Source organism: Rhodoferax sp. LS1R11, from assembly GCF_056521395.1.
In genome coordinates this window covers 426629-443057 of record NZ_JBWMAW010000002.1, presented here as the reverse complement: position 1 = coordinate 443057, position 16429 = coordinate 426629, and the positions used below count along the sequence as shown (strand labels likewise).

At 64.9% G+C, this 16429-nt stretch carries 15 protein-coding genes and 2 pseudogenes; 10 read left to right on the top strand and 7 right to left on the bottom strand.

Annotated features, from left to right (window positions below; translation table 11 throughout):
- Window positions 1-499 (top strand): annotated as a pseudogene (locus AC097N_RS04670) (type I glyceraldehyde-3-phosphate dehydrogenase); the annotation flags it as partial.
- A 58-nt stretch (window positions 500-557) separates the two neighbouring features.
- Here the strand turns inward: AC097N_RS04670 and AC097N_RS04665 are convergent.
- The gene (locus AC097N_RS04665) at window positions 558-1625 is read right to left on the bottom strand and encodes a pirin family protein (RefSeq protein WP_479579572.1); all 1068 of its coding nucleotides are present in this window, start codon (window positions 1623-1625) and stop codon (window positions 558-560) included.
- Window positions 1626-1689: 64 nt separating this feature from the next.
- Here AC097N_RS04665 and AC097N_RS04660 point away from each other — a divergent pair, with 64 nt between their 5' ends.
- Window positions 1690-4188: a penicillin-binding protein 1A gene (locus AC097N_RS04660; protein WP_479579571.1), complete on the top strand. Its 2499-nt coding sequence runs from the start codon at window positions 1690-1692 to the stop codon at window positions 4186-4188.
- A 182-nt stretch (window positions 4189-4370) separates the two neighbouring features.
- Entirely contained in the window at window positions 4371-5705 is a 1335-nt protein-coding gene (yjjJ, locus tag AC097N_RS04655; protein WP_479579570.1) for a type II toxin-antitoxin system HipA family toxin YjjJ, read from the top strand.
- Window positions 5706-5767: 62 nt separating this feature from the next.
- On the opposite strand, the gene AC097N_RS04650 is transcribed toward yjjJ, so the two are convergent.
- The gene (locus AC097N_RS04650) at window positions 5768-6862 is read right to left on the bottom strand and encodes a DNA glycosylase AlkZ-like family protein (RefSeq protein ID WP_479579569.1); all 1095 of its coding nucleotides are present in this window, start codon (window positions 6860-6862) and stop codon (window positions 5768-5770) included.
- A gap of 24 nt (window positions 6863-6886) precedes the next feature.
- Entirely contained in the window at window positions 6887-7138 is a 252-nt protein-coding gene (locus tag AC097N_RS04645; protein ID WP_479579585.1) for a hypothetical protein, read from the bottom strand.
- A gap of 223 nt (window positions 7139-7361) precedes the next feature.
- On the opposite strand from AC097N_RS04645, the gene AC097N_RS04640 reads away from it, so the two are divergent.
- A complete protein-coding gene (locus tag AC097N_RS04640; protein WP_479579568.1) occupies window positions 7362-9449 on the top strand; it encodes an AAA family ATPase in 2088 nt (695 codons plus the stop codon).
- 236 nt (window positions 9450-9685) lie between these two features.
- A complete protein-coding gene (locus tag AC097N_RS04635; protein ID WP_479579567.1) occupies window positions 9686-9955 on the top strand; it encodes a hypothetical protein in 270 nt (89 codons plus the stop codon).
- On the opposite strand, the gene AC097N_RS04630 is transcribed toward AC097N_RS04635, so the two are convergent.
- Window positions 9952-10656 (bottom strand): glutathione S-transferase N-terminal domain-containing protein, encoded by a 705-nt coding sequence (locus AC097N_RS04630; RefSeq protein WP_479579566.1) that lies wholly within the window; start codon window positions 10654-10656, stop codon window positions 9952-9954. The genes AC097N_RS04635 and AC097N_RS04630 overlap by 4 nt on opposite strands.
- A 101-nt stretch (window positions 10657-10757) precedes the next feature.
- Entirely contained in the window at window positions 10758-11660 is a 903-nt protein-coding gene (locus AC097N_RS04625) for a LysR family transcriptional regulator (RefSeq protein WP_479579565.1), read from the bottom strand.
- 116 nt (window positions 11661-11776) lie between these two features.
- Here AC097N_RS04625 and AC097N_RS04620 point away from each other — a divergent pair.
- A pseudogene (locus tag AC097N_RS04620) lies at window positions 11777-12420 on the top strand (NAD(P)-dependent oxidoreductase).
- Here AC097N_RS04620 and AC097N_RS04615 read toward each other — a convergent pair.
- Window positions 12404-13132: a tRNA-uridine aminocarboxypropyltransferase gene (locus AC097N_RS04615; protein ID WP_479579564.1), complete on the bottom strand. Its 729-nt coding sequence runs from the start codon at window positions 13130-13132 to the stop codon at window positions 12404-12406. The pseudogene AC097N_RS04620 and the gene AC097N_RS04615 overlap by 17 nt on opposite strands.
- Window positions 13133-13401: 269 nt before the next feature.
- Here AC097N_RS04615 and AC097N_RS04610 point away from each other — a divergent pair, with 269 nt between their 5' ends.
- From AC097N_RS04610 to alkB, 3 genes are read left to right on the top strand one after another with little or no spacing between them, the layout of a single operon-like run.
- Window positions 13402-13698 (top strand): CopG family transcriptional regulator, encoded by a 297-nt coding sequence (locus AC097N_RS04610; protein WP_479579563.1) that lies wholly within the window; start codon window positions 13402-13404, stop codon window positions 13696-13698.
- A complete protein-coding gene (locus tag AC097N_RS04605; protein WP_479579562.1) occupies window positions 13695-14000 on the top strand; it encodes a type II toxin-antitoxin system RelE/ParE family toxin in 306 nt (101 codons plus the stop codon). Before AC097N_RS04610 ends, AC097N_RS04605 begins: the two co-directional genes overlap by 4 nt.
- Before the next feature lie 5 nt (window positions 14001-14005).
- Window positions 14006-14659: a DNA oxidative demethylase AlkB gene (gene alkB / locus AC097N_RS04600; RefSeq protein WP_479579561.1), complete on the top strand. Its 654-nt coding sequence runs from the start codon at window positions 14006-14008 to the stop codon at window positions 14657-14659.
- A gap of 100 nt (window positions 14660-14759) precedes the next feature.
- On the opposite strand, the gene AC097N_RS04595 is transcribed toward alkB, so the two are convergent.
- Window positions 14760-15140: a VOC family protein gene (locus AC097N_RS04595; protein ID WP_479579560.1), complete on the bottom strand. Its 381-nt coding sequence runs from the start codon at window positions 15138-15140 to the stop codon at window positions 14760-14762.
- A 150-nt stretch (window positions 15141-15290) separates the two neighbouring features.
- On the opposite strand from AC097N_RS04595, the gene AC097N_RS04590 reads away from it, so the two are divergent.
- Window positions 15291-16421: a Fic family protein gene (locus AC097N_RS04590; RefSeq protein WP_479579559.1), complete on the top strand. Its 1131-nt coding sequence runs from the start codon at window positions 15291-15293 to the stop codon at window positions 16419-16421.
- Window positions 16422-16429: the final 8 nt, after the last annotated feature.

The following is a 16429-nucleotide window of genomic DNA, read 5'->3' as shown; positions in this document are numbered from 1 at the left end:
GGGCATCAAGCGCGGTTTGATGACCACCGTGCACGCCGCCACGGCCACGCAAAAGACCGTGGACGGCCCCAGCAACAAAGACTGGCGCGGCGGCCGCGGCATTCTGGAAAACATCATCCCCAGCAGCACCGGCGCCGCCAAGGCCGTGGGCGTGGTCATCCCTGAGCTCAACAAAAAGCTCACCGGCATGTCCTTCCGCGTGCCCACCTCTGATGTGTCCGTGGTCGACCTGACCTGCGAACTCAACAACGAAGCTACCCTGAAAGAAATCTGCGCCGAGATGAAAGCCCAGAGCCAGGGCGCGTTGAAAGGCGTGCTCGGCTACACCGAAGACAAAGTGGTCGCCACCGACTTCCGCGGCGAGACCTGCACCAGCGTGTTTGATGCTGATGCCAGCATCGCGCTGGACAGCACCTTCGTGAAGATCGTGGCCTGGTACGACAACGAGTGGGGCTACTCCAACAAGTGCCTGGAGATGGTGCGCGTGGTGGCCAAGTAATTCACGTTCTGCGTGAAGCAAAAAAGCGCCTGCGGGCGCTTTTTTCATGTCTGTTCAACTAACGTGGCCGTTCCTCACGCCCGTCCGGATGCCTGGCAAAGCGTGCCGGGTCGCGCCCATGCACGGGTGCGGTGTCGGGCCAGGGCCAGCCGCCGAACTGGGTGCGCTGGTAGTCGGCCATGGTTTGCGCAATCTCGGCCTGGGTGTTCATCACAAACGGGCCGTATTGCACTACCGGCTCGCCAATGGGGCGGCCCTGCAGCAGCAGGAATTCGGCCACTTCGCCCTCGTCGCTGTTCTGCAGGTCCACGGTGGCGTCGCCGCGCAACTCAATCGCCGCGTGTTGGTTCACCGGCTGGCCGGCGATGGTGACGGACGTGCCCTTGAAAAAATACAGCGTGCGCCGCGTGCCCGGCCCGGTGGCGGCTGGCAGCGTCCAGCGGGCGCCCGGTGCCATGCGAATGGTCCAGATGGCCACGTCGGCGTCTGCCTGGGCGGCCCAGGAATCGGGCGGCGGGCTCAGGGGCGCCTCCACGGCCGCCCCTGCGGCATCCAGCTTGGTGCCTTGTAATTGCCCGGCAATGACCGAGACCTCGGTGGTGCGACCCCGCGCATCGGTGAGCTGCTGGCGCGGAATTTTTTCGGACCAGAACATCGTGAAATGCGGGGGTGACATCTTGGCGGCGGCTGGCAGGTTCAGCCAGATCTGGAATAGCTCCAGCGGGTTGGGCGCGTCGGTTTTCAGCAGCGGAAACATCTCCGAATGCACCACGCCCTTGCCCGCCGTGAGCCACTGCACATCGCCACCGCCAAAGCGTGCGGCAGCACCCAGCGAGTCCGCGTGGTCAATCAGGCCCTTGCGCACGATGGTCACCGTCTCAAACCCGCGGTGTGGGTGCGACGGAAAGCCCGGCACTTGTTGGCCGTGGTACATGCTCCAGCCGTCCTTGCGGCCAAAGTCCTGGCCGATGTCGCGGCCCGCCAGCGAGGCATCGGGCCCCATCTGTGCATTGCCCTGCGGGTAGGCGTCGTCGTGGTAGACGCAAAACAGAAACGGGTCGAGCGTGGCCCACGGAAAACCCAGGGGCTGGATCTGGACGACGGGGCTGGCGGCAAGGGTGGACATGGCGGTGCTTTCAAAATGAGCAGGTGACGTTGATCCCCCGGCTTTCAAGAGACGCCATCCCTGGATGGCCCGAGTTTATCGGCGGCCCCTGGCTTTAGACACAATAGACCCCCCGGGCGCGACCGCGCCCTTGTCCCATGGGTCTTGTGTGATCAAACTTTCCCGGCTTCCACTGCTCCTCCCGGACGCGCTTGCCCGCCTGCGCGGCCTCACCCGGCGTCAAAAGACCCTGGCGCTGGCCGCCGTGCCTGCGCTGTTTTTGCTCTACGTGCTGGTGCTCATTCCGCTGACCCCCAGCATCAGCGACATCCGCAAGGCCAAGCTGGAGCAACCTACGCAGGTGCTCTCCAGTGACGGCAAACCGCTGGCCGAGTTTCGCCGTGCCAGCGGGGCCCGTGTGCCGCTGGAGGACATCTCCCCGAATGTGATGGCGGCGTTGATTGCCACCGAAGACCACCGTTTTTACGACCACCACGGCCTGGACTGGCGGCGCACGGCGGGGGCGGCGCTCAACACCTTCACGGGCAACCGCCAGGGCGGCTCCACCATCACGCAGCAATTGGCGCGCAACCTGTACCCCGAAGAAATTGGCCGCGCGCCCACGCTCAACCGCAAGCTCAAAGAGGCCATCACCGCGTTCAAGATCGAGGCCCTGTACACCAAGAAGGAGATTCTGGAGACCTACCTCAACACCGTGCCGTTTCTGTACAACGCCTATGGCATCGAGATGGCGGCGCGCACTTACTTTGACAAATCGGCCGACGAGCTGGACGTGTTGGAAAGCGCCACGCTGGTGGGCATGCTCAAGGGCAACAGCTACTACAACCCGGTGCTCAACCCCGAGCGCTCGCTGCAACGGCGCAACATCGTGCTGGCGCAAATGGTCAAGCACGACCAGCTCGATGCCGCCAGATTCGAGGTGCTCAAAAAGCGGCCACTGCGTGTCGAGTTTGAGCGCCAGACCGAGCCCACCGGCCCCGCCCCGCACTTTGCCCAGCAACTGCGCAAGTGGCTCATCAACTGGGCCGACAGCCACGACTACAACATCTACACCGACGGCCTGGTGGTGCACACCACCATCGACTACCGCCTGCAAACCATGGCCAACCAGGCGGTGGCGCGCCAGGGGCGGCAGTTGCAAGGCATTGCCGATGCCGCCTGGGCACCGCGCGGCGTCTGGGGCCCGGGCAGCGCCGTGGTGCAAGCCTTGGTGCGTGAAACGCCCGCGTTCAAAACGGCTCTTGATACGGGCTTGAGCGACGAAGCTGCGCTGAAGAAGCTGATGACAGACACCCTCTTCATGCGCAGCCTGCGTGAAGAAAAAACCCGGGTGCAGGCGGGCTTCATGGCGCTGGACCCGCGCAGTGGCCAGGTGCGCGCCTGGGTGGGCAGCCGCGATTTCAAGATCGACCCGTTTGACCACGTGCAGCAGGCGCGCCGCCAGCCCGGCTCCACCTTCAAGCCCTTTGTGTACGGCGCCGCGTTTGACAAAGGCGCCAGCCCCGACGACACGCTGGTGGACCAGGCGGTGGAAATCCCGATCTCGGGCAACGACGTGTGGCGCCCCACCGACGGCGGCCCGCCCAGCGGGCAGACCATGACCCTGCGCGACGGCCTGGCGTATTCCAAAAACACCATCACCGCCCAGCTGATGCAGGCCGTCGGCCCCGACCGGGTGGCCAAACTGGCCGTGGCCATGGGGGTGCGCCAAAGCAAGCTCGACCCCGTGCTCTCGCTTGCTTTGGGCACCAGCCCGGTGACGCTGAAGGAGATGGTCACCGCCTACGGCACCATCGCCAATGGCGGCGGCTACCTGGAGCCCATGCTGGTGACCCGCATCGAGAACCGCAAGGGCGAGGTGGTGGCCGCCTTCAGCCCCGCCGCGGCCGAGACCGCGCTGCCCCCGGCCGCCAACTACACGCTGCTGGACACCATGCGCGGCGTGGTGGATAAGGGCACGGGCAGCGCCATTCGCAGCCGCTTTGGCATTCGTGCCGATGTGGCGGGCAAAACCGGCACCACGCAAGACAACACCGATGGCTGGTTCATCTTGATGCACCCGCAACTGGTGGTGGGTGCCTGGGTGGGCTTCAACGACGGCCGCATCACGCTGCGCAGCGACTACTGGGGCCAGGGCGCCCACAGCGCGCTGCCGATCGTGGGCGATGTCACGGCGCAAGCGCTGCGTGCCCGCCTCATCGACGTCCGCGTGAAGTTTGTGGAGCCGCAGGACACCAGCTTCATCAGTCCGCTGCTGGGCCGTTTGCGGGATTGGGCCAATGGGCTGATGGGCAACATCCCGGCGCCTGAAGGCCCGGTGGATGCGGCGCCCCCACCTGCGCCGGACAGCGCACCCGAGCCGGCACCAGCGCCGGAGCCTGCCGCGTCGGCCAGCCTGCCCGCCGCCCCGCTGGAGCCTGTGAACGGCGTGGCGCCCCCGGTGTCACCCGCACCCGCTGCGCCGCCAGTGGGTCCGCCGGCCGTGGTGCCTGTTGCGCCCGCCACGCCAGCGCCTGAGCCTGTGACGCCCGTGGTGGGGGAGCCGAAAGCGCCCGGTATTTAAGCAAAATCGGGCTGTAGCCTAGGTAATACCTTCGGGTGTAGCTATTAAATCAGGAGCAAGCTGGCATCGTGAAGAGACTGGTTTGTGGCTGATTAATAGTCAAAAATATCTATTCATAAAATAGTTTAAGACGTTGAATTAAAAGTATTTTTATATGAATTTATCTATTCATATAATGATTCATGGCCAAGCCCGATGATCTGACCTCCAAAGCCCTGCAAGCGCTGCGCCGCCAGGGCAGCGTGCTTTCCAGCGCCGAATTGCAAAACCTGCTGGGCGTGAGCCAGCCCACCGTGTCGCGCGCGCTGGCGCCGCTTATTCAGTCAGCTCAGGTGCAAAAGGTGGGGGCGGCACGCGCCCAGCGTTACGTGCTGCCGCGCACCGTGCCCGGCGTGGGCCGGGATGTGTTGGTCATGCGGGTGGATGCGCAGGGCCAGCCCTCACCGTTTGCACGACTGGTGCCGCTCGAAGGCGGTGCGTTCTGGGTGGATGAAGCCGATGGCGCACGTGCGCTGCACGGCGGCCTGCCCTGGTTTCTGGATGACATGCGCCCCCAGGGCTTCATGGGTCGTGCCTTTGCCCACGCCCACCCCGCCTTGCAACTCGGCAGCGATCCCCGCCACTGGAGCGATGACGATGTGCTGCGCGCGCTCACCCAGTTTGGCGACGACTTACCGGGCAACCTGATCCTGGGCGAGGCGGCGTTTCAGCGCTTTCACACCCTTTCCGAGCGCGTCTCCCGCGTGGACTCGAAGGCGGAATACCCGGCGCTGGCCGAGTTGGCGATGCAGGGCGCGCACCCCGGCTCATCCGCGGGTGGCGAGCAGCCCAAGTTTTGCACGATCAGCGCCGGGCGGCCGGTCATCGTCAAGTTTTCGCCCGCGGGCGACGCCCCGGCCGACCAGCGTACCCGCGACCTGCTGGTGTGTGAGCATTTGGCGCTGCAAACCTTGGGGCAAGCGGGTGTTCCCGCGGCCCGCACCCAAATTTTGACCGGGGCGGGTCGGGTGTTTCTGGAGTCCGAGCGCTTTGACCGCACCATCCCCAGTGGCCAGTCCGGGCCGATCGGACGGATCGGCATGGTCTCGCTGCAGGGGTATGACGCGCAATACGTGGGCGAGATGGACAACTGGGCCGCGACGGCCAACCGCATGGCCGCACGCCAGTTGCTGAGCCCGGCAGATGCCCGCACCCTGCGCCTGCTGGAGGCCTTTGGCGTGCTCATTGCCAATACCGACCGGCATTACGGCAACATCTCGCTGCTGCTCCAGGACGACGACTGGACGCTCTCGCCCACCTACGACATGCTGCCCATGCTCTACGCCCCGGTGGCGGGCGAGCTGGTGCCGCGCGACTTTGCCGCCCGCCCCCTGCAGCCCACCGCCGCGACTCTGCCCGAGTGGCGCGAGGCCCAGGCGCTGGCGGTCACGTTCTGGCAGGCCGCCGCGGGGGATGTGCGCATCTCGGCGGGCTTCAGGCTGATCGCGGCAGAGAATTTGAGTCAAATCGGGCTGTAGCCCAGGTACTGCGTGCGGGAGTAGCTATTAAATCAGTAGCGATCTGGCCTCTGGCCCAGCGGTCAAGCCGGTGCCAGGGCAAGAAAGGTGCGCAGCCGCGCCAGCTCCTCCTCCAGCGCCTGGCCAAAGGCGGTGTCGTGCGGGGCGGTGCCGGATGCATAACCCAGTTCAACCTTCAGCCCGCCATCACGCACCGCCAGGTTGCCCCAGCCCATGACTTGGTCGCGCCACAACAGCGGCAGCGCGTAGTAACCGCGCACCCGTTGGGGCGCCGGGGTGTAGGCCTCAAAACGGTAGGCCCAGCCCCACAACAACTCAAAGCGCCTGCGGTCCCACACCACCGGGTCAAACGGCGCCAGCAGGCGCACCACATCCCGGGGTGCGTGGCGGCGTGAGGCGGGGGACTCAGCCACCGGCCAATACCAGTTCACCCCCGCCACCTTGGCGGATGCCAGCCGCAGCTTGGCCCGCTGGAAGGCCGCCTGGCGCTGGTCCGCCCATTGCGGCGCGCCGCCGCGCAGGTGGCTGATCAACTCCCCCAGCGAGCGCTCCGGCAGTGGCGCGTACTTGTGCACGATCACATCGACCAGCGCGTCCAGGGACGCCGCCGGTTCAGCGGGTTGATCGGTTTCATCAGGCGCGCGGACCGCGTAGGTGCGCACCCCGCTTGCGCGTGCCGCAATGCGCAGCAGGCCGCGGTAGTGCATGTCGTCCAGCAGCTGCGTGCTGGCGTTGGACGAACCGCCAAACCAGTTGCGCGCCGGGCCATGCGCAAAGTGCGCGTCCACCTCGCGCGGGTGCACCACGCCGTGCGTCCGCACAAAGTCCAGCACCGCCGCCGCCTGCACCCGGCGTGCCTCGGGCCACACCGTGCGGGGTGTGCGCGGGTGCATCAGCGCCTGCGTGGCGCGGGGCAAAAAACCGTAGTTGACGAAGAAGTCTTCTTCAATGTCGAGCGTGGGGTAACGCCGCTCCAGGTCGCCCGCGCAGTAGCCCTTGACGCGGTGGCGCAAGGTGAGGTCTTGTGCGCGCGCCGGAGCGCGGATCGGGTCGGCCTGCACAAAACCCAGGCGCTCAATCGCGCTGCCCAGCGTGGTCGGCGTGAACAAGGTGCGCGCCACCGCAAAGCGGCGCAGGGCGTCCAGGGTGATGGGCATGACAGCGCCCGAATCGTATGACGGTTAGCCGCCCACCACCGACCAGCCCGCGTGGCGGTTGACCTTGTTGTTCTCGTATTCCCACGACGTGCCGCAGCGTTCGCAGCGGTATTTGGTGATGGTCACCTGACCGTGTTTGTGCGTTTCGGTGCGGTTCGTGCCCTGGACCAGCTCGGGGTGCCCGGGGGCGCGGCGCCAGTTGCGCTGGATGCCGGCGCACGAATCGCACAACTCCATCTTCTTCAATTCATTTTTTCGGTTCAGGTCTTCGGTCATGGGGTTGCTCTTCAGGTTGGCGCTGGGTGGCCTTTCTGGCCATGGATCAGTGCTGGCTTTCGCCTTGGGGTTGGAACTGGATTGTCGCTGCAAGTTCACCGGGTCTTTCTCCGAACGGACAGCAGGGACCTGAATGCGGGTGTCCGTGGTGCCGCTTCTGATCGGGTCGGCCGGTATGATGGACGTCACGGCTCAAGGCTTCAGCACCTCACAAAGGACTGCCATGTCGAATTTATCGAACCCCGGCGACCCGGCGGCAAGCTCCGCAGGTCTTTGGCTCACCCTCAAGAAGGCCGCCAGTCGGCTGCAGGACTGGTTCGCAATCCAGTCGGTGGCCGTCAAGCTGACCGTGCTGGTCATCGTCGTGCTGATCCCGGTCACCGCCATTTATTCGTTCACGCTCTTGCAGAAGCAGGCCGCCCTCGCCGAGCAGGTCAAGTCCATGACCGTGGCGGGCAAGCCGGGCGAGGGCATGTGGGCATTCAACGACAAACTGCCCGTGGTGTTGGGCGGCGGATCGGTGCTGCGCTTTCTGGAAACGAACCCGGTCGAGCGCATCACGGTGGTCTATGAACCCCTGCTGTGGAACTTGTCGGAGCGCATTGTCCTTATTGAGTCACAGGGTAAACAGCACGCGTACTATCCGAGCGATATGGAGACCAAAATCTTCACCGACAAAGCCGTCACCGCCCCTTGGGGTGGCAAGCTGGACTTTGTTCCACGGGCAGAGCTCTCGCCCGCCAGCCTGGCGGTGTTCGAGCGCCTGGACCAGCGCTTTGCCGATGCCCGCCCGCAGTCCGAGAAGGCCGGCTGGAAGGCCGGCCTGAGCGGCGGCTTGTCGGCGGCGCTGACGCTCGGCGTGCTGGCCTTTTTGTATATCCAGCTCAAGAGCCAGCACAAGTCGCTCAAGTTCATTGAGCCAGCGCAGGTGCAAGGCTCCATCGACGACCTGGTGGGCATGGACGACATCAAGGCCGAGGTGGCGCAAATCAAGGACCAATATCTGCGCCGCGCCGAGTATGCCGAGTACGGCATCAGCAAGCCCTTCAATGTGATGTTCAGCGGCCCGGCGGGCACCGGCAAGACCAAGCTGGCGAGCTACCTGGCCAAGGAATTGCGTCTGCCGATCCTGTTCCACTCCGCGGCCAACCTGGAAACGGGCTTTGTGGCGGGCGGCTCGAACACGCTCAGCCGCATCGTGGCCATGGCCCAGCGGCGCAAGCGCTGCATCGTCTTCCTGGACGAGGCGCAGGACCTGTTCATGAAGCGCGGCGGTCGCCGCAAGTTCGACGATGACACGGCCAACACGCTGCTGTCGGTGCTTGATGGCGTGCGCAGCAAGAATGACGCCGAGATCATCTGGATTGTGGCCAGCAACTTCAACAGCGAAACCATGCAGATGGATGAGGCCATGCTGCGGCGCTTTCAGATGAAGGTGGACTTTCGCCTGCCCAACGGGGAGGAGCGCCTCGCCATCATCGGCCATTTCCTGAGCCAGCGCGCTGGCAAGGTGCTGCCTGCTCTCGACCTGCACCATGTGGTGGACGTTACCGAGGGCCGCAGCCCGGCCGACCTGGAGACCATCGTCAACCAGGCCGGCATCACGGCCGTGCAGGCGGGCCAGCTGATCGGCGCCGATACCCTGATGCAGGCCGCCGAGCGCGTGCTGGTGGGCAACGTCAACATCCACACCACCCAGGAGCGCGAGCGCGACCGCCGCATCATTGCCGTGCACGAATGGGGCCACTTCCTGGTGGACCTGGAGCACGAACGCCAGCAGCCCAACAGCGACTGGGCGCAGATCCTGGCCGACATGAAGACCATCAAGATTTCGCTCAAGGCCAACCCGCGCACCAACGCCTTGGGCTTCGTGTTCCACAAGCAGGGCGTCAACCTGCTCAAGACCAAGAGCGACATCGAACACGATGTGCGCGTGCTGCTGGGCGGCATGGCCAACGAGGAATTGTTCTTTGGCGAGGAAGGCACGACCAACGGCGCGCACAACGACATCACCCGCGTGACGCAGTTGCTGCACCACGCGGTGGGTGAGATGGGCATGTACCGCAAGACCCGCCTGAACTTTGGCGCGCTCAACAAGGACAGCCACGGCGGTGGCCGCGAGCTGGACGCGGAGACGCGCTCCATCATGGAAGCCCAGAGCGAGCGCCTGTACCTGGAGACCAAGTCCGTGCTGGCCCGGCTCAAGCCACTGACCGAGCATCTGGTGGGCAAGCTGCTGGAGACCAGCGAGATGAGCCTGAGTGAGGCCCTGTTCGAGATCCGCAGCTTCGAGTCAACAATAGCCCACTAGCCCCCGCAGGTATTGCGCAGGCAGCTAGCAAACTAATAGCAAAAGTGCGCCCCTCGGTGTGGCGGGTTAGGGCGGCTCAGCACCACGTCGGTGACGAGTACGCCTCGACCTAGATGACGCCGGGGGCCAAGAAGATCAACGACAAGATGTTCACGTTCAACGGCATGGTACATATGTGCGCTATCCCACAGACGACAACACGCACGGGGCATGTAATGGACTTTTAGGAGCCCACCATGACCCAACACGCTACCATCAATGACCACGTGACCTACCGGCCCGGTGACGGTGCGCCCCTGCTGATCCCGGAAGGCCCCGTGGAGGTTGACCTGGCACCCGACAGCGCCACGCTGAGCTGGACCGAAGAAAACGGTGCGGCCGGCGTGACGGCCATTCCGCTGACGCAATACGAAGAGTACGTAGACCAGAAGCGGATTACGCCGGCAGATGAGCCGCCCGCACCAGCCCCTGTGGCTGCAGAGCCGTCTAAAGCACCGCCCCCCTAGCCCCGGCCTTCTGCCGCCAGCCCGCGCACCACCGCGGGCCGCGCCACAAACGCGGCCAGTGCGCGTGTCACATGGGGAAAATCCTGAATGCCGACCAGATCACCCGCCTCGTAAAACCCGACCAGGTTGCGCACCCACGGGAAGATGGCGATGTCGGCAATGGTGTAGGTCTCGCCCATCATCCAGTCGCGGGTGGCGAGGTGCTGGTTCAGCACGGCCAGCAGGCGTTTGCTCTCGGCGACGTAGCGGTCACGCGGGCGTTTGTCTTCATAGTCTTTGCCCGCAAACTTGTGGAAGAAGCCCAGCTGTCCAAACATCGGCCCCACGCCGCCCATCTGAAACATCAGCCACTGAATCGTCTCGTACCGTGCGGCGGCATCTTGCGGGATGAACTGCCCGGTCTTCTCCGCCAGGTACAGCAGAATCGCGCCGGACTCAAACAGCGCCAGCGGCTGGCCGCCCGGCCCGTGGGGGTCCAGGATGGCCGGAATCTTGTTGTTGGGGTTGAGCGACAGGAATTCGGGGGACATCTGGTCTTGCGTCTCAAAGCTGACCAGATGCGCCTCATACGGCAGGCCCATTTCCTCCAGCGCAATCGACACCTTCACGCCGTTGGGCGTGGGCAGCGAGTAAAGCTGCAGCCGCTCGGGGTGCTGGGCGGGCCATTTGTGGGTGATGGGGAAGGTGGTGAGATCGGTCATGGGGTTCCTTGGGGTGGATGGGGACGGCACGTGCCTGAAGCGCGATTTTGGCCGCAAAGCAGTGGACCTGCTGCGGCAAGGGCGAACGCCTCACCCGCCGGCTACAGCACCTGCCGCGGCAGTTTTTCAAAATGGGCGGTCAGTAGCGCCAGCGCGTGGCGCACCTTGGCGGGCTGTTCGCCGCGCCGGGGGGTGATGGCGTAAACGGGCATGTCGGGCAGTTGCCACTGCGGCAACACAGGCAGCAGGCGCCCATCGGCCAGGGCGCGGCGGTCATCGTCACTCACCACCACGCTGATGCCCCAGCCCGCCACGCACAGCGCGTGCAAAGCCGTCACCTGGTTGGCCTGCGCGCGGCCAGTCACCTGGACCGTGGCCTGTTCCCCGTTGTGGCTGTGCAGCACCAGCGTCTCTGTTCCGCCGCTGGACGGTCTGCCGCCCAGCCAGTCGTGCGCGCTCAGGTCTTGCGGCACACGTGGCCAGCCGCGCTGTGCCAGGTAAGCCGGGGCGGCGCACAGTTGCGCCTCCATGCTGCCCAGCTTGCGGGCCACCAGGCTGGAGTCGGACAGCTTGCCCGCGCGCAGGGCAATGTCCACCCGCTCCTCGATCAGGTCCACCAGCGTGTCATCCAGCAGCAGCCGCAGGGTCAGCTTGGGGTGGCTGCGCAGGGGGGCCAGCGCCTGCGCCAGCAAGCCGCCAAAGCCCATGGGCGCGGCAATGCGCAACTCGCCCTCGGGCTCGTCCCGGTGGCGCTCCAGCGCCTGGTCGGCGGCGCGTGCGGCGGCCACCATGGCGTTGCAGCCCTCGATGTAGCGCGCTCCCGCCTCGGTCAGCGTGAGCTTGCGGGTGGAGCGGTGCAATAACGCCAGCCCCAGCGCGCCCTCCAGTTGGCGCAGGTGCTGGCTGACGGCCGAGGGCGTCATGCCCAGATGGCGGGCCGCGGCGGTGAGCGAACCGGCGGCCACCACTTCGGCAAACACCGCCATGCGTTTGAGTTGGTCCATGCCAAAGCCTTTATTTGTGTAGTTTTACTTCACAGTATTAGCGAAATTTACCGTCTATTCATAACTTCATGAAGCAAACAAACTAGAGCCTTCTGAAACACACACCGGAGATTCACATGAAAGTTGCACTCATTGGCGCCACAGGTTTTGTGGGCAGCCCCGTTTTGACCGAACTGCTCAGCCGCGGCCACCAGGTCACCGTGCTGGCGCGCAACCCGGCCAAATTGACCGCCCAGCCGGGCCTGACCGTGGTGGCGGCCGACGCGCTGGACGCCGCCCAGGTGGCCCAGGCCGTGGCCGGGCATGACGCCGTGGTCAGCGCCTACAACCCCGGCTGGACCGAGCCCAAAATTTACGACCTGTTCCTGCAAGGCTCCCGCGCCATTGTGGACGGCGTGAAACGCGCAGGCCTCAAGCGCCTGCTGGTGGTAGGCGGCGCAGGCAGCCTGTTTGTGGCCCCCGGCGTGCAGCTGGTGGACACCCCGCCGTTCCCCGCTGAATACAAACAAGGTGCCCTGGCCGCGCGTGAAGCGCTGAACCAGCTGAAGCTGGAAACCTCGCTGGACTGGAGCTTCGTGTCACCCCCCATCGCCCTGGCCCCCGGTGCGCGCACCGGCCAGTACCGCACGGGCCTGGACGACTTGTTGCCCGGCGTGGGCGAGGCACCGGCCGGCATCTCGGTGGCCGACCTGCGGTGGCGATCGTGGACGAGATTGAAACCCCGCGCCATGTGAAGGCGCGGTTCACGGTGGCGAGCTAAGCCCCCGCAAGCGCAGGTGCGCCGCGTTTTCCAGATCCGCGGGCACGCTGTTTTTGGCGCTCAGGTAGTGGTGGGTGAACACCGCCAGGTACGCCTCCAGCACCTGGGCTGCCTGCGGCTCACCGGCCAGCGCCAGGCACAGGGCCGCCACCTCTGAGGTGCACAGGTGGTCGTCGCGCGTGGAGCGGCGCAGGCGGTAGGCGGACAGCTGTTCGGGCTGCAAACTGAGCACGGGCAAGTGGTTGAGGTAGGGACTCTTGCGAAACATCTTGCGCGCCTCGGGCCAGGTGGCGTCCAGCAACACAAACAGCGGGCGCTTGCCCTCGCTCTCAGGGTTCGGACGCACCGCCGCCACCACCCGTTCGGCCTCTACAAACTCCCCCGGAAACACCAGATACGGCTGCCACTGCGGGTCGGCTAGCATCGCCAGCAGGGCCGGGTCCACCGCCGTGCGTGACCAGCCAAACGCGGCCGTGTCGGCCACCACGTCGGCAATCAGCCAGCCCGTGTTGCTGGGCTTGAGCGGCTCGATGTCCGCCATGATCAGGCATACCCCCGCCCGGGTGGGCACCCGCGGGCGCAAGGCGCACAAACAGTGGCTCGCGATGACCCGGCAACCCGCGCAGCGCTCGGCCCGCGAACCCCGGGCGATGAACGGCGTGGTGCGCAGCGCCAGACGGGCCGTGCGCAGGCGTGCTACGGCGTGGGTCATGCGGGGTGCGGCCAGATGGCGCTGGGCGGGGTGGTGGATGTTTGGGTTGGCATAAGGCGTATTGTCAAGAATACGGTGCAGGGTGATTGGGCTGCCAGAGTTGATGGCGTGCTTGGTTTACAGTCAAATCGGCCTCTATCCCAGATGGAGCTTGCGGAAGTAGCTATTAAAAGCAGAGCAAAAATACAGCCGCTCCCCGCTTGGCCGGGCAAGTTGCACAACTTGTAGCACGAAAGTGCTACTATTTCACATCCTCTGGAAAGCACAGCATGTCCACCACCACCATCCGAATTGAAGACGATCTCAAGGCCCGCGTGGCCGCTGCCGCACAGCGTGCTGGCAAAACGGCTCATGCCTTCATCCTTGATGCCATCGCCCAAACAGTGGAACAGGTGGAACTGGACAACGCCTTCAACGCCACGGCCGACCAGCGCTGGGCCAACATACAGTCCACCGGTCAAACGGTGCCATGGGAGGACGCCAAAGCCTACCTGGCAGCCCGCGCCCGCCATGAGCCCGCGCTCAAACCTGTCGCCCGCAAGCGCACCGTACGAGCGGGCGCATGACGCACCTGGAACTGGCCCCGGAAGTTTTTGATGACTTTGACCGATTTTTTGACCACATTGCCCAGTTTGACGCAGACGCCGCACCCCAGCGCATTGGCGAAATTCTGCAGGCCTTCCAAATCCTCACCCATAGCCCCCTGATCGGGAGACCCGTTAAAGACGGCAAACGCGAACTGGTCATCGGTCGCGCCACCCGAGGTTATGTGGCGTTGTACCGCTACGTGGTCGCCATTGACACCGTGTTTCTGCTGGCTGTGCGGGCCCAGCGCGAGTCTGGCTACAAGCATGAAAGCGACACGTAGTCCCCATGGACCTCTTTGACGACCTGCCCCCCGAAGCCGCCCTGACCGCCATCGCCCCCGGTGCCGTGCTGTTGCACGGCTTTGCCCGCGAGGGGGCGGCTGCTCTGCTGCAAGCCATCGAGTCCGTCATCACCCAAGCCCCCTTGCGTCACCTGCAAACCCCGGGCGGCTACACCATGTCGGTGGCCATGAGCAACTGCGGCCCGCTGGGCTGGGTGTCCAGCGCCAGCGGCTACCGCTACGCCGCGTGCGACCCGCAAACCCAGCAGCCCTGGCCCGCCATGCCAGATTGCCTGATGGACCTGGCCCAGCGCGCCGCGGCGCAAAGTGGTTACGCCCACTTCGAGCCCGATGCCTGCCTCATCAACGAATACGTGCCCGGCGCCAAACTCTCGCTTCACCAGGACAAAGACGAAAAAGACCTGCGCGCGCCCATCGTCTCGCTCTCGCTGGGCTTGCCTGCGGTGTTTCTGTTCGGCACCCCCAGCCGCAAAGACCGCCCTCAGCGCTGGCGGCTGGTGCATGGCGACGTGGTGGTGTGGGGCGGGCCCGCGCGTCTGGCCTACCACGGGGTGAGCGCGCTGGCCGAGGGCGAGCATGCGCTGCTGGGGCGGCGCCGGTTGAACTTGACGTTTCGGTGTGTGGGGCAGGAAATTTAAATCAAATCGGGCTCTAGCCCAGGTGGGACGTGCGGAGGCTGCTATCAAATATGAAGCTGCCGCAGCTGCACGCGGCGTCACCATCCAATGCCTGCCCGCCTTATTTGGCAGGCCGATGCAGCGCACAAATCTTGTTGCCGTCGGGGTCGCGCAGGTACGCCAGGTAGAGCTTGCCCACCGAGCCGTCGCGAAAGCCCGGTGGCTCCTCGCAGGTGGTGCCGCCGTTGGCCACGCCTGCCGCATGGAACGCGTCTGCCTGCTCAGGTGTCTGCACCGCAAACCCGATGGTGCTGCCATTGCCATGCGTTGCCGGCTCGCCGTTGATGGGCTTGGTGATGCCAAACATGCCCGTGGGGCCGCGGTAGAAATAGCGGTTGCCGTTGGCAACGCCCGGGCCAATACCCACTGTGCCCAGCAGCGCGTCATAAAACTTGCGCGAGGCCTCGAGATCATTCACACCAAAAATCACATGACTGAACATAGCTTGCTCCGTAGGCGCCCCGGATTGGGGCAAATTAAGACCGTCAGCATGGTACTGGATGGGCCGGCCACTGGGCTGTGCGGTGATATGAGGCGCATTGCGTGCTTAATCACCGTTTAAAATGCGGCGAATAAACCGCCTAATCACCGCATGCGAGCCCACCGCCCCTCAAGAAACCCGCGCTATATCTGGCAACTGCCCGACTGGCCCAACTTCACCTATGACGCGGCCGCCCTGGCTGCGCCACTGGCGTTGGTTCACCGCGCCCAGGGGCAGCTCATGGGCCGCATGGCTGAACTCGGGCTGGCGCAACGCGAGCAAGCCACCTTGCAGGTGCTGACGCAAGAGGTCATCAAGACCAGCGAAATCGAAGGCGAGCGGCTCAGCCTGGAGGCCGTGCGCTCTTCCATTGCGCGCAAACTGGGGCTGGACATTGGCGCGCTTGCGCCCAGTGACCGGCATGTGGATGGCGTGGTGGACGTGGTGCTCGACGCCACGCGTAGTTTTGATCAGCCTCTGACCCAGGAGCGACTGTTGGGCTGGCATGCAGCCCTGTTTCCCACCGGTTACAGCGGCAGGATGCGCATCAATGTGGCGGTATGGCGAGATGATGCCAATGGCCGTATGGAAGTGCTGTCGGGCGCTGTCGGGCGAGAAAAAGTGCACTTTACTGCCCCGCCCGCCGACACCCTGTCTGTGCAAACCAATGCGTTTCTCAACTGGTTTGAGACCGCCCCCGTGGGCGATGCCCTCATCAAAGCCGGGTTGGCGCACCTGTGGCTGGTGACACTGCACCCCTTTGACGACGGCAATGGCCGCATCAGCCGCGCGGTGGGCGACATGGCGCTGACCCGCGCTGAAGGCACCAGCCAGCGCTTTTACAGCTTTAGCGCCCAGATACAGCGCGAGCGCAAAGACTACTACGACCAACTGGAGGCCACGCAAAAAGGCCCGTTGGACGTCTCACCCTGGCTCCATTGGTTTTTGGCTTGCCTGCTACGCGCGGTGCAGGGGGCCGACACGACGTTGGCCGGGGTGCTAGACAAAGCCCAGTTCTGGCAGCGCTGGGCTGGCACCCCCATGAACGAGCGACAAGCCAAGGTGCTTAACCGCGTGCTGGACGGCTTTGAAGGCAAGCTCACCAACGCCAAATGGGCCGCCTTGGGCAAATGCTCCACGGATACTGCGCTGCGCGACATCAACGACCTGCTGGCGCGCGGGGCATTACGCAAGCTGGACGGCGGCGGACGCAGCACGGCCTACGAGTTATGTACAAAATAGGCCTCTAG

Bases quoted from the DNA above. Each gene is read 5' to 3' on its own strand.
- AC097N_RS04665 (WP_479579572.1), bottom strand. From the start codon at position 1,625: ATGTCCACCCTTGCCGCCAGCCCCGTCGTCCAGATCCAGCCCCTGGGT.
- AC097N_RS04660 (WP_479579571.1), top strand. From the start codon at position 1,690: ATGGCCCGAGTTTATCGGCGGCCCCTGGCTTTAGACACAATAGACCCC.
- yjjJ (WP_479579570.1), top strand. From the start codon at position 4,371: ATGGCCAAGCCCGATGATCTGACCTCCAAAGCCCTGCAAGCGCTGCGC.
- AC097N_RS04650 (WP_479579569.1), bottom strand. From the start codon at position 6,862: ATGCCCATCACCCTGGACGCCCTGCGCCGCTTTGCGGTGGCGCGCACC.
- AC097N_RS04645 (WP_479579585.1), bottom strand. From the start codon at position 7,138: ATGACCGAAGACCTGAACCGAAAAAATGAATTGAAGAAGATGGAGTTG.
- AC097N_RS04640 (WP_479579568.1), top strand. From the start codon at position 7,362: ATGTCGAATTTATCGAACCCCGGCGACCCGGCGGCAAGCTCCGCAGGT.
- AC097N_RS04635 (WP_479579567.1), top strand. From the start codon at position 9,686: ATGACCCAACACGCTACCATCAATGACCACGTGACCTACCGGCCCGGT.
- AC097N_RS04630 (WP_479579566.1), bottom strand. From the start codon at position 10,656: ATGACCGATCTCACCACCTTCCCCATCACCCACAAATGGCCCGCCCAG.
- AC097N_RS04625 (WP_479579565.1), bottom strand. From the start codon at position 11,660: ATGGACCAACTCAAACGCATGGCGGTGTTTGCCGAAGTGGTGGCCGCC.
- AC097N_RS04615 (WP_479579564.1), bottom strand. From the start codon at position 13,132: ATGACCCACGCCGTAGCACGCCTGCGCACGGCCCGTCTGGCGCTGCGC.
- AC097N_RS04610 (WP_479579563.1), top strand. From the start codon at position 13,402: ATGTCCACCACCACCATCCGAATTGAAGACGATCTCAAGGCCCGCGTG.
- AC097N_RS04605 (WP_479579562.1), top strand. From the start codon at position 13,695: ATGACGCACCTGGAACTGGCCCCGGAAGTTTTTGATGACTTTGACCGA.
- alkB (WP_479579561.1), top strand. From the start codon at position 14,006: ATGGACCTCTTTGACGACCTGCCCCCCGAAGCCGCCCTGACCGCCATC.
- AC097N_RS04595 (WP_479579560.1), bottom strand. From the start codon at position 15,140: ATGTTCAGTCATGTGATTTTTGGTGTGAATGATCTCGAGGCCTCGCGC.
- AC097N_RS04590 (WP_479579559.1), top strand. From the start codon at position 15,291: ATGCGAGCCCACCGCCCCTCAAGAAACCCGCGCTATATCTGGCAACTG.